Here is a 12,461-nt window from a genome sequence, read left to right on the forward strand (position 1 = left end):
CGGGCACAACCATAGGGGTCCGGCATACTCTCGACACATGTCACTCCTCTCGCGCCCCGGGCTCGTCCTGGTGGAAGTCGCGATCTCGGCCGGGGTCGTCGCCTATGTCTTCCGCGGGATCTGGCTGCCGGTGGGCATCTCCATCGCGGTCATCGCCTTGGCCCTGGCCCTCGTCCCGATCCACGGACGACCGCTCCACAAGGTCCTGGCCTCGTGGATCGCGGTGCGTGCCAGACGCGGCCGGCTCCGAGGGCCAGGAGTCGCGGCGATCGTGGGGGCGGACTACGACGTGGTGGCGGTGCCGACTGCGGGCGCCCTGCCCATCGGCGCGATCCGCGACGCGACCACCTGGGCTGTCCCGTTGTCCCTGCCGCTGAACCACCTGTCCAATGACGACGCCCCGATCCCGCTCGACCGGCTCGCGACGCTGCTGATGGTCGAGGACGTTCCCCTGGCCAGCGTCCGGCTGGTCACCATGCTCTCCCCCGGCAACAACCACAGTGCCGCAACCGGGCCGGTGCCGCCCCTTCCCCGGCTCGCCACCCGGCACCTGGTCCTCACCCTCGACACGATCCACGCCTCGGATGCGATCGTCGGTCGGGGCGGGCAGGCCGGGATCCCCCAGATCCTGCGCCGTTGTGTCATGCGGGCCGAGGAGGTGCTGGCTTCCTCCGGCATCGAGGTACGACGCCTGCCCGACCGTGTCGTGGCCATCGACAGCGCCAGCGCCCTCGGCCCGATGTCGGTGCCCGCCGAAGGCAACACGCCTCAGGCGATCGAGTCACTCGCCACCGTCACCATCCAGGATGTCGTCTCCTCCACCTGGCTGGTCTCCGGCGCCGACGCACTGGCCCGCCTGGACCAACTCGCCGCTGCCCTTGCGGTGCCCATCGTGGCCACGAGCGTGGTCCTCGAGCCCGGTCCGCGCCAGCGCGATCCACACCTGACCCTGCTGCTGCGGATGAGCGGTTCCGCGGCCCAGATCAGGTCTGCTGGTGCGGACCTTGCCCGCACCAGCCGGGCAATGGACCTGCGCGTGCGGCATCTGCCCGGGGAGCAGGTGCCCTCCCTGCGGGCCACCACCCTGGTCGGCGTGGGGAGCACGCCATGAGATCACGGAACGGCGTCCCCCTCGTGCCGGAGCAGTCGATCCCGGCGCCCCGCACGGGCGTCCACCTCGGACGCACCAAGACCGGTGACGTGACCCTCCGCCTCTTCCGGCCCCGCGGGACGCGGATCGTCTGCTTCGCCGACCCCCTCGGCCCGCAGTTGATCACCCTGCGCGCTGCCCAGGCCGGAACCCCGACCCGGATCAGCACCAGCCGCGAAGCCGCCTGGGCCGGCGTGGTCCGTCACGGCCCGACGGTGCAACTGGCACCGCCCGAAGCGCTGCGCACCGGTGTCGCCGGCGCTGCGCTGCTGGTCGACGACCGCCCCGATGTCGCCCGCCAGCTGGGCGAGGCGGGCAACTGGCAGTGCCTGCTGGAGGTGCACGACCTGACCAGCCTGGGCAAGCGCATTCATGCTGAGGCGCGCCTGGCCCCGTTCGCCCATTGCGACATCGCGCTCTTCCCGACCCTGGACCGGGACCACGCGGAGGCCGCGGGCCGGATCTTCGGGTTGGGCAGTGGCGCCGCGGCCCTGACCGTCGTACCACGCCACGCCATGGCCGTGGTGATGCACGGCACCGTGCAACTCCTGCGGCCCGAGCCGACTGCCGCCGAGCGGCAGATGCTCGGCTGGAGCGGAACCCCTTAGCCGAGCATCTCGCGGATCTCGCTGTAGACCCCGATGATGCCCAGGATCAGGGGCAGGACCGCAAGGACTAGCAGCGACTCCACGATGTCTGCCATCCGGCCGCTCGGTGGTGCATAGCGCCGCCCGGGGAGGACCACGACGAGGGCGAACATGAGCAACGCCAAGCCAGCAACCGGCAGGACGACTGCAAGGAGCCGGGTCGTTGCTCCGGAGTCGGCAGCCAGGTTGAGGCACACTGCCCAGCCGCACACCAGCGCAGCCAGCAAGAGTGCGAGTCGCTGGGATCGACCGCTGAACAGGCGGGCGCGGAGCAACGTGATCCCGGCGAGGACGGCGCCGAGCAACAGGCCGATGGTGCCGTCTGCCACCAGCAGCACGGCGGCCCCGGCAAGGACGATGCCGAGCGAGGCAACGAGGCCGGTCATGAACTGGTCGGCGCGGACTGCCTGGACCAGCACGCGGGAACTGTCCACGGTCCCTTCCTCCGCGCGCAGGTCGTCGGCACCCGTGGGCACGATGGGCAACTGCATCCGTGACAACTTGAACGAGACCATCGGGATCAGTGGCGAGGCCAGCAGCGCCAGCCCAGCCGTGAAGGCAGCGGTGGCTGCCACATCGAGGTCGCTGAACCCCGCAACGGCAGACCCGATGGCAGCAAGGAGTCCGCTTCCGATGACCGCTGTGAAGCCGGGAACTCCTCGGCTCAGCGCCACGACGCCGACCACGGCGAACAGGACGGCTGCCGAGGCGCCGGGAAGCAGCTGATCGGCTCCGAAGGCCCAGACCGGCAGGTCGCCGCCGGCCACCATCGCACCGGAGGCGAACGCCGTACCGACGGAGAAACCGGCTGCAACCAGGGCAGCGCCGCCCTGCTCGTAGGCCCTGTCCAGGACACCCGCCGCGCCCATCAGCAACACGGCGAGTCCACCGGAGATGCCGGCACTCGCATACCAGGAGGGTCCGGACAACAGGCAGGTGAGGACGACGAAGAGGACTGCCGCGCCACCACCCCAGGCGCAGGCCCGGGTCGTGTGGTCCGCGCTCCAGCGGGCCGACTTGACCAGGACGCCGGTGGCGACCGCATCCAGGACGTCGTCATAGGCCACCTCGGGCAACTGCGCCGCGCGCATGCGCAAGTGCAGCAAGTCGCCGTCACCGACCTGGGCCGCCCTCAGCGAGAGCGTCGGGTCTAGGGGTGCCTCACCGGTGCGCTGCAACACGAAACCACCCGCGGCCGCGCCCTCGTCCGCCACGTTGGGGCCCAGGGTCCGGGCCAGGTTCGCCATCAACTCGGCCACGCTCAGGTCGAGGGGCACCGCCAGGTCCACGCGCGTGTTCGTGCTCATCACGGTCAGCCGGCACAGGCTGGTCGTCGTGTTCGCGGTCATCGCACATCCTAGGGGTCCGAGGCCGGGCAGCGCCCGGTATTGTCACCAGCATTCTGGACCATCGGGATCCGCACAAGCACGACGCGGTCCGTCCCGCGTGGCCGATCCAGCAACCAATCGACTCGGGAGGCGCAATGGGGACACAGGTCTTCCGGCGACCGCCGCGCAAGAAGGCACCGCCCGAGCCACGCGGAGAAATCGTCCTCGACTCCCCACCCGAATTGCCGGAAAGCACCACCGGCGGCGGCGCCGGTCAGGCCCTGATGATGCTGCCGATGCTCGCAGGCATGGGCGGGATGGGCCTGATGATGACCGCGCGGGCAGGCAGCGGCAACCCGATCATGATGCTCGCCATGGGCATGATGGGCATCGCCTTCGCCGGGATGATGTTCGGCAGCGTCGGCCGCCAGGCCGGTGAGAAGCGGAAGAAGCTCGACGCCGACCGCCGCGACTACCAGCGCTACCTGGTCCAGGTGCGCAAGCGGGTACGCCGGGTGGCCTCGCAGCAGCGCAAGGCCGCCCTGTGGCACCACCCCGACCCGGCCTCGTTGTGGTGCCTGGCCGAAGGTACCCGGATGTGGGAGCGGCGCACCAGCGACGTCGACCACCTCGCCGTCCGCGTGGCGCTGGGCCCGCAGAAGCTCGCCGTCACCCTGGTCACCCCGGAGACCAAGCCCGTCGAGGACCTCGAGCCGATCTCATCCGGCTCGTTGCGCCGCTTCGTCCGGACCCACAAGTCCATCCCCGACCTCCCCGTGGCGATCTCGCTGCGCGCCTTCGGCCTGGTCAGCCTCGACGGCCCCGTCGACACCGCCAGGAGCATGGCCCGCGCCATGATCGCCCAACTCGCCACGCTGCAGTCCCCCGACGACGTACGCATCGCCGTGTGCGCGGGCAACAACACCATCGGCGACTGGGACTGGCTCAAGTGGCTGCCCCACGCGCTGGGCGACGAGACCGACGCAGCCGGCCAGGTCCGCCTGGTCCGTGACGACCTCCTGGCCATCGAGTCCCGCCTCGGTGACCTGTTGAGCAGCCGGCCGCGGTTCGGCGCCGACACGGCGTACGACGGCCCCCACGTGGTCGTCGTCCTGGACGGCGGGCGCGTCCCTCCGGAGGCACAGCTCGCTTCCGGCCTCGTGCACGGCGTGACCGTGATCGACCTGCGCTCGGTGCTGCCCACCGACTACGCTTCCGGCGCGCTCCGGCTGACCATGCGCAACCGGAAGCTCTCCATCGTCGGCAAGCCTGACTCGGTCACCGGTGAGGTCAAGCTGACCCCGATCGGCACCGCTGACCAGCTCTCCATCGTCGAGGCGACCACCCTGGCCCGGTCGATGAGCCGCTTCCGGATGTCGGCCAACTCCGACAGCGAGCCCACCACCGACCTGCTCACCGTGGACATGAAGTTGCCCGAGCTGCTCCGGCTGGGTGACCCGAACACGATCGACACCGACACCACCTGGCGACCACGCGCCGCCCGCGACCGCCTCCGCGTGCCGATCGGGGTGGGCCCCAACGGGCACCCGGTCGACCTGGACATCAAGGAATCCGCCCAGGGCGGGATGGGGCCGCACGGACTGGTGATCGGGGCAACTGGCTCGGGGAAGTCAGAGTTGCTGCGCACCCTGGTCCTCGGCCTGGCCGTCACCCACTCCCCCGAGGTGCTCAACTTCGTCCTGGTCGACTTCAAGGGTGGCGCCACCTTCGCCAGCATGGACGTCCTGCCGCACACCTCGGCAGTGATCACCAACCTCGAGGACGAACTGATCCTGGTCGACCGGATGAAGGACGCCATCGCCGGCGAGATGGTCCGCCGCCAGGAGGCGCTGCGCGCAGCAGGCAACTACAGCTCGCTCAAGGACTACGAGAAGGCCCGCGAGCAGGGTGCACCGCTCGAGCCGATGCCGTCACTGTTCATCGTGGTGGACGAGTTCAGCGAACTGCTCAGCGCCAAGCCGGACTTCATCGAACTCTTCGTGATGATCGGTCGCCTCGGCCGCTCCCTGGGTGTGCACCTGCTGCTGGCCTCCCAGCGCCTGGAGGAAGGCAAGCTCCGCGGCCTCGACACGCACCTGTCCTACCGGGTCGGCCTGCGCACCTTCTCCGCGATGGAGTCGCGCACCGTGCTCGGCGTGGGCGATGCCTACGAACTGCCCAGCGCCCCCGGGCACGGTTACCTCAAGGAAGCCAGCGAGGGCCTGGTCCGCTTCCGTGCGGCGTACGTCTCGGCGCCGTACAAGCGCAGCTCCGCGCCCACCCTCGACCACTCCGGCTCCACCACCACCGACCTGCGGATCCTCCCCTACGGCCTGGCGCACATCGAGCCACGCCAGATGGAGGAACCGGAGCAGGTCATCGAACCCGAGCCGGAGGAGAGCGGCCCCTCGGAGACCCTGATGGACATCATGGTCGACCGGCTCCGCGGCCGCGGTACGCCGGCCCGCCAGGTCTGGCTGCCGCCGCTGGATGATTCTCCCTCGATGGACGCCCTGCTGCCCGGGCTCACCGCCACCGAGCAAGGCCTCCGCCCGGCCCAGCACGACCCGCGTCGTCTCCTCGCGGCACCGATCGGCATCGAGGACAAGCCCTACGAGCAGCGTCGCGATCCCCTCTGGGTCGAGCTGGCCAGCTCCCACATGGTGGTGGTCGGTGGTCCGCAGAGCGGCAAGAGCACCCTGCTCCGCAGCCTGATCACCGGCCTGGCCCTGACCCACACCCCGCAGCAGGCGCAGTTCTACTGCATCGACTTCGGTGGTGGCACGCTCTCCGGGCTCGAGGACCTGCCCCACGTGGGATCGGTGGCAACCCGGATGGACCAGGAGCGATTGCGCCGTACCGTCGCGGAGATGACCGCGCTCATCGACGACCGCGAGGCACGGTTCACCGCCAAGCGGATCGACTCGATGAACACCTACCGACGGATGGTCGCCTCCGGCCAGGAACCGGGCGACGGCTTCGGGGACGTCTTCCTCGTCGTCGACGGATGGGGCGCGATCCGTGCCGACCACGAACAACTGGAAACGCAGATCACCCAGATCGCCACCCGCGGCCTCGGCTTCGGCGTACACGTGGTGGTCTCCATCCAGCGGTGGATGGAGTTGCGCCCGGCCCTGCGCGACCTGATCAGCCAACGGCTCGAGCTCCGCCTGGGTGACCCGACGGAGTCCGACGTCGACCGCAAGGCCGCCCGCAACGTGCCGGAGAAGAGTCCCGGGCGTGGTCTCAGTGTCCGCAAGCTCCACTACCTCACCGCGCTGCCCCGCATCGACGGATCCTCCAGCCCCGACGACCTCAGCGACGGCGTCGCCGACCTGGTCGCCCGGGTCCGCGAGGCATGGCAGGGTCCGGAAGCGCCCAAGGTGCGCCTGCTGCCCCGCAAGATGCCGTACGCCGAACTCCCGGCCCCCGATCCGGAGAAGGCGGCACTGCCACTCGGGATCGACGAGGACACCCTCTCCCCTGCCTTCGTGAACTTCGACGCCGAGCCACACTTCATGGTGCTCGGCGACGTGGAGTCGGGGAAGTCGAACGTGCTGCGCACCATCGCCCGGGGCATCACCACACGGTGGACGCCCAAGCAGGCGAAGATCATCACCTTCGACTACCGCTGGGGCATGATCGGCGCGATCACCACCGACCACCAGCTTGCCTATGTCACCAACTCCAAGGACGCACCAGAAATGGTCGGCCAGATCGTCAGCGCCCTGCGGGAGAGGCTCTCGGGGATCAAGATCGACCCGACCGCCCAGCAGATCCCCCGCTGGGAGGGGCCGAAGCTCTTCCTGCTCATCGACGACTACGAGATGATCGCCGCCGCCCAGCCCAACCCGCTGCACGGACTGCTGGAGTTCCTCCCCCAGGCCCGCGAGATCGGCCTGCACGTGGTGATCACCCGGTCGGCCGGCGGATCGGGCAGCGCCAGCTTCGAGCCCTTCCAGAAGCGGCTCAAGGAGCTCGGCACCCCCGGCCTGCTGCTCTCCGGCTCCAAGGAGGAGGGCGCCATCCTGCACGGCAACAAGTTCGAGCCGATGCCCCAGGGCCGCGGCAAGCTGATCGACCGGCGTACCGGCGTCACCGTCATCCAGACGCCGCTGATGTCCGAGTGAGTCCGCCCAACTGCCGATAGGCTGGCGCCGTGGCACGCGCGCGCACCATCTGGGAGGAAGGGACCGAGCCCGGTCGACTGGTCATTGCCCTGGGCATCGCCACTGCCCTCACCGCGATCGTGGCGGAACTCCTGGTCCGTGGCCAGCTGGGCTGGTTCTTCGACATCGTCTTCGTGGTGGGGTGCGGCATCGTTGCGCTGCTGGTCCGCCGCCGCGACTTCTTCAGCATCGGGCTGTTCCCGCCCTTGCTCATGCTCGGCGTCTTCTGGCTGCTGGCGGTGACGGCGCCGGCAAGCATTGGCAACGAGGACGACAGCACCCTGCAAGCGCTGATCGCCGGCCTCACCCAGCATGCTGGCGCGCTGATCAGTGGCTATGCGCTCTGCCTGGCCATCCTGGCCATTCGACGGCGTGTCCTGGCCAAGCGGCGCCGGGGACCGCGCAGCGCGTGATCCCCGGTCCGGCTCAGGCGGGGATATCGGGTGGATCCAGGATCGGACCGAGCAACGAGTCGGTCCGCTTCACCACCTTGTGCAAGTCCTTCATGTCCCCGATCATCGTCGCGGCTGCCCGGATGTCCGGAGTCGTCCCGCGCAGTGCGTGGGCGAGGTCCTTGAGCGAGGAGGAGTAGTCATCGAGTTGCTGCGCGGCGGTGCGCAGGGCGGTGGTGTTCTGGCCGCAGGCCTCGCCCAGCTTGGCCAGCTTGGTCATGCCCTTGCCGATCTTCCCCGCGATGCTGGCACAGACCATCGACACGTGAGCCATGCAGAAGGTGATCACCGGCCCCAGCGCCGCCCCGAACGTGACGCTGGCTGCGGCCAGCCCGGCGGCGATCTCGGCGACCAGCCAGGCGATCAGGGCACCGATCATGTCGATCACGATCCCGCGCATGGTGGCACAGATGAATCCGGCGGCTGTGACTGCGGTCCCGACCAGGGTGCACAGGGCCCCGGAGGCACCCATGAAGCCGCCGAACGCGTCGCCAACGGCCGCATAAGCCAGGCCGCCTGCGTCCTTCCACGAGCCGAGAACCGTGTTGACGGACGTGAAGTAGTCCTCGCTCGCGGTCCGCATCTGGTTGCCCATGTTGATCCAGGTGGTCGAGCAGCCGTTGATCGCCACCGGGTCACCGGTCAGCATGTCGACGAACCACATCGCCGGCGGGATCAGTTCGAGGACGAAGCCGGCCACGGCCCCGAAGACGATGCTGCCCGGGTCCACCACGGCGGTCAGGGCGTCCAGCGCGAAAGTGGCGCCGTCGATGGCCACGTCCCACGAGAAGCCACCGTCCGCATCCGCGATCGACTGCATGGTTGCGAAGGCCGGTCCGACCAGGCGCACTTCTGACCAGGGCTTCTTGGTGCCCGTCGAGACCAGGTTCCCGTCATAGCCGAGCTCGCTGGTGCCGGCTCCATGTGTGTCCGGCGTGCCGCCGAGCATCTTGGTCAACTCGTCCTCGACAAGTTCCATCATTGCGGCCGTTCCGTCGACACCGCCCGCGATCGCCATGCCGACCCCACTCGTGGCAGTGGCCATGCCGGTCGCGGCCAGGCTGAGGCCCGTCAGCGGAGGCACCACCGCAGGACCGGCGATGATCCCGAAGGCGGTCGGCATCGTCGTCAACTGCCCGCCGGCCGCATTGACCACGTCGGCGATGGCATCGGTCGCGATCGAGTTGATGTCGGCGGCATGATTGCGCAGTGCCTCGGTGTTGAGGTCGATCCCGGTCATCGGTCCGCGCCCTTGGGGTTCGCGTCGTCCTCGGTCGGGATCTCGGCCATCTGCTGACGCATCTGGCGCGTCACCATGGTCTCGCCCAGTGTCGATTCAAGCGCAGCCACACTCCGCTCCATCGCCTGCCGGGTCGCCTTGTGATAGGTCGTCATGAAAGCTGTCGTCAACTGCGCCGGCGTCATCGGCTCCGAGGCCAGCCCGAAGCGGACGGACTTGATGGTGCCCATCGGCGTGACGGTCACCGTGATCGCGTCGCGAGGGGAGGAGACAGTGACGTCTCCATCTGCGAGCGCCGTCCGCGCCTGCTCCGCCTTGGCCTGGGCCTCTGCCACATGCTTGGTGACATTGCGCATGAGTTCCTCGGCAGTGGTGAAGTTCTGCCCGGCGAACGGGTTCTGGGCCTGGCTCATCCGACCTCCTCGATTGCGGTGCAAAGACGACGGGTGGCCTATACCCGGGACGGTCCGAGACAAACAATGCCCTCGGGCAGTTCAGGGCTTGCGCCCCTTGCGCAACAGGCCGACGAGCCTCGAGGGCCACAGGAAGATCACCAGCAAGAAGAGCAGGAAGGGGGCACCGAAGAGGCCCAGCAGGCGGGGTTGCTGGGGATAGTCCGTGGTGACGAGTTGGCACTCGTTGCCGAAGATCGGGTCCTCGTTGCCCCTGCACAGCAGCCGGACCTCCCTGGTCGCCGGCTCGGCACTGGTCGATGCCGCCTTCAACTTCCCCGCGCCCTGTGCCACCGCCAGGGCTGCATCGACGTCTTCGGTGGAAGATCCGCCCACGGGCACCAGTTCGAGGTCTCCCACAGGACAGAGCACATTGATCCTGGCCGCTGTGGGGTGGCACTCGGTAAGGGCGGCCGTCCCCTCCGCCACGGGCCTGGTCGGCATCGCATAGCCGAGCGAGCCAGAAGCGAAGACGACCCAGGCGAAGGAGGCGACGAAGACGAGGGTCGCCACGGTCACCTGGAACCGGACCGATCCGGCCGGAACTGCCTGCGGCGCCCGTCCGGTCCGCAACGCATGCACCGGTGAACCGGCCGTGACGTGGCTCGTCTCGATGCCCCACATCGGTGGGACCTCGGGCAGGTCGCTGATGGGCAGGACCCGTTCCGGGCCCAGCCGTCGAGCCAGCATGGCGCCGAGCGCCTGCTCCGTGCCGGGACGAGCGCTGACGCCCACGGCGTACGTCGTCGGGCCGAGGTGGCGGGCATAGGTGGGGAGACCGCTACGTCGGGCAACCGATTCGTCACCGATCTCCACCACCAGTCCGGAGACGCCACCGGGCGCGCGGACCACCCACGCGGCATCGATCGCCGACCACGGCACCTCATTGATCGGCGAAAAGGTGGTGCGCACCCGGCCGGCCAGGCCCCAGCGCAGGGCCTCGTCGTCGCCGACCAGGGCCATGGCCAGGTCGGAACCGACCCGGTTGCGCATCACGAAGACGAAGAGCACGGCGACGGCGAAGAAGAGCCCCAGCTCCGCAGCCAGGACCTGTTCACCCGGGCCGATCCCGATCCCGAGCGCCGCATTGGCGAGCAACGCCACCGCGACCAGGGCGAAGAACCCGAGCAGGAAGGGGCGACGACCCTGGCGCGGACTGTCCAGTTGCACCACGTCCAGGGGCGAATCCGGTCCGGTCTCCAGCCAGGCGGCGTACGGCTGCCACTGCTCGGGCGTCGGGGACGGCCCCATCCCCGGCAACGGGTGCTCGCTCACTCGAAGCGCGCCGGATCGCCGGCACCGACCCGCATCACCTCGGGTGCGTCCCCGGACCAGTCGACCACCGTGGTCGGCTCCGCCGGGACCTCACCGGCCTCGACCACCAGGTCGACCTGGTGGTCGAGCTCCTCCTTGATCTCCCACCCCTGGGTGCGGGCCTCGGTCTCGCCGGGCAGGATCAGGGTGCTGGTCAGCAGCGGTTCACCAAGCGTGTCCAGCAGCGCCTGGACCAACGGGAAGGTGGGGATGCGCACCCCGACCGTCTTCTTCTTCGCGTGCATCAGGCGCCGCGGCACCTCGCCGGTGGCCGGCAGGATGAAGGTGTACGGACCAGGCGTGGCTGCCTTGATCGCCCGGAACGCGGTGTTGTTGACGTGGACGAACTGGCCGAGTTGGGCGAAGTCGCGGCACATCAGCGTGAAGTGGTGCTTGTCGTCGAGTTCACGTATCCGCAGGATGCGGTCGCGTCCGTCCCGATTGCCCAACTGGCAGCCCAGGGCATAACCGGAGTCGGTCGGATAGGCGATCAGTGCATCGTCGCGGAGCTGGTCGACGACCTGGTCGATCAGGCGCTGTTGCGGATTCTCGGGGTGTACGTCGAGGTAACGGGCCATGGTCCGACGATACTGGCGATCACGCGAGATGCCAGCCGGCAAGCGGGGCGTCGGTCAGTTGCCGGCCTGCTGGGCGGCGCGGATGTCGCGGCGCAGCTCCGGCGGCAGCGCGAAGATGAGCGACTCCTCCGCGGTGTGGACCGCGCGGGCGTTGGGATAGCCACGCTCGGCCAGGTAGGCGAGCACCCCTTCGACCAGGTCCTCGGGCACCGAGGCGCCGGAGGTGACGCTGACCGTCTGCACTCCCTCGAGCCAGGCCTCGTCGATCTCGCTGGCGTCATCGACCCGGTACGACGCCTTGGCGCCGGCCTCGAGCGCCACCTCGACCAGGCGGACCGAGTTCGACGAGTTCCCCGAACCGACCACGATCACCAGGTCGGCGTCGGAGGAGATCTCCTTGACTGCCATCTGGCGGTTCTGGGTGGCGTAGCAGATGTCGTCGCTGGGCGGGTCGAGCAGGGCCGGGAACCGCTTCCGGATCGCGGCGACGGTCTCCAGCGTCTCGTCGACCGACAACGTGGTCTGCGAGAGCCAGGCGACCCGCTCGGGGTCACGGACCACGATCTTGTCGACGTCCTCGGGCCCCTGCACCAACTGGATGTGCTCGGGCGCCTCGCCTGCGGTCCCCTCGACCTCCTCGTGCCCCTCGTGGCCGATCAGCAGGATGTCGTAGTCCTCGGCCGCGAACCGCTTGGCCTCGTGGTGCACCTTGGTGACCAGGGGGCAGGTGGCGTCGATGGTCTTGAGTTCACGCTCGGCTGCCTGCCGGTGCACCTCCGGGGAGACGCCGTGCGCGGAGAAGACGACGGTGGCGCCCTCGGGCACCTCGGCGATCTCCTCCACGAAGATCGCGCCACGGGCCTCCAGGTTGGCCACCACGTGCTTGTTGTGCACGATCTGCTTGCGGACATAGACGGGTGCACCGTAGAGGTCCAGCGCCTTCTCCACCGTGATCACGGCCCGGTCCACGCCCGCGCAGTAGCCACGCGGCGCAGCCAGCAGCACGGCGCGCTCGGCCTCGTCCGGGGAGAGGACGGCAGGCGTGCCCAGATCAATGCTCATGGCCCTCAGTCTAGACGGCTGGGCGCCACTTCCCACCCCCGGCCGAACACACCACACCACGGCGTACGG

The 12,461-nt window shown here is 69.3% G+C and carries 10 protein-coding genes; 4 read left to right on the forward strand and 6 right to left on the reverse strand.

Translation table 11 applies throughout. From position 1 onward, the window contains the following. Positions 1-37: 37 nt before the first annotated feature. Together Q9R27_RS09370 and Q9R27_RS09375 are read left to right on the forward strand one after the other, a co-directional pair. Positions 38-1,111: a hypothetical protein gene (locus tag Q9R27_RS09370; RefSeq protein WP_311252109.1), complete on the forward strand. Its 1,074-nt coding sequence runs from the start codon at positions 38-40 to the stop codon at positions 1,109-1,111. Further along, a complete protein-coding gene (locus Q9R27_RS09375; protein ID WP_311252110.1) occupies positions 1,108-1,758 on the forward strand; it encodes a hypothetical protein in 651 nt (216 codons plus the stop codon). The genes Q9R27_RS09370 and Q9R27_RS09375 overlap by 4 nt, the downstream gene beginning before the upstream one ends. Here the strand turns inward: Q9R27_RS09375 and eccD are convergent. Continuing rightward, positions 1,755-3,146 carry a type VII secretion integral membrane protein EccD gene (eccD, locus tag Q9R27_RS09380; RefSeq protein WP_311252111.1) on the reverse strand — a complete coding sequence of 464 codons (1,392 nt, stop codon included), beginning with the start codon at positions 3,144-3,146 and terminating at the stop codon, positions 1,755-1,757. The genes Q9R27_RS09375 and eccD overlap by 4 nt on opposite strands. A 134-nt stretch (positions 3,147-3,280) precedes the next feature. Here eccD and eccCa point away from each other — a divergent pair, with 134 nt between their 5' ends. Then, positions 3,281-7,255, forward strand: coding sequence for a type VII secretion protein EccCa (gene eccCa / locus Q9R27_RS09385; protein ID WP_311252112.1), 3,975 nt, complete (start codon positions 3,281-3,283; stop codon positions 7,253-7,255). A 29-nt stretch (positions 7,256-7,284) separates the two neighbouring features. Continuing rightward, complete coding sequence (locus Q9R27_RS09390; RefSeq protein ID WP_311252113.1) at positions 7,285-7,707, forward strand: DUF6542 domain-containing protein; 423 nt, start codon at positions 7,285-7,287, stop codon at positions 7,705-7,707. 13 nt (positions 7,708-7,720) lie between these two features. Here the strand turns inward: Q9R27_RS09390 and Q9R27_RS09395 are convergent, their stop codons facing one another. The 5 genes from Q9R27_RS09395 to Q9R27_RS09415 form a co-directional block, all read right to left on the reverse strand. Next, positions 7,721-8,986: a hypothetical protein gene (locus Q9R27_RS09395; protein ID WP_311252114.1), complete on the reverse strand. Its 1,266-nt coding sequence runs from the start codon at positions 8,984-8,986 to the stop codon at positions 7,721-7,723. After that, entirely contained in the window at positions 8,983-9,399 is a 417-nt protein-coding gene (locus Q9R27_RS09400; RefSeq protein ID WP_311252115.1) for a YbaB/EbfC family nucleoid-associated protein, read from the reverse strand. The genes Q9R27_RS09395 and Q9R27_RS09400 overlap by 4 nt, the downstream gene beginning before the upstream one ends. Before the next feature lie 81 nt (positions 9,400-9,480). Beyond that, positions 9,481-10,713 carry a hypothetical protein gene (locus tag Q9R27_RS09405; protein ID WP_311252116.1) on the reverse strand — a complete coding sequence of 411 codons (1,233 nt, stop codon included), beginning with the start codon at positions 10,711-10,713 and terminating at the stop codon, positions 9,481-9,483. Continuing rightward, positions 10,710-11,330 (reverse strand): L-threonylcarbamoyladenylate synthase, encoded by a 621-nt coding sequence (locus tag Q9R27_RS09410; protein ID WP_311252117.1) that lies wholly within the window; start codon positions 11,328-11,330, stop codon positions 10,710-10,712. The genes Q9R27_RS09405 and Q9R27_RS09410 overlap by 4 nt, the downstream gene beginning before the upstream one ends. Before the next feature lie 54 nt (positions 11,331-11,384). Next, positions 11,385-12,392, reverse strand: coding sequence for a 4-hydroxy-3-methylbut-2-enyl diphosphate reductase (locus Q9R27_RS09415; RefSeq protein WP_311252118.1), 1,008 nt, complete (start codon positions 12,390-12,392; stop codon positions 11,385-11,387). Between the last annotated feature and the right edge of the window lie 69 nt (positions 12,393-12,461).

This window comes from Nocardioides sp. AE5 (genome assembly GCF_031844485.1).
Lineage (GTDB): Bacteria > Actinomycetota > Actinomycetes > Propionibacteriales > Nocardioidaceae > Nocardioides.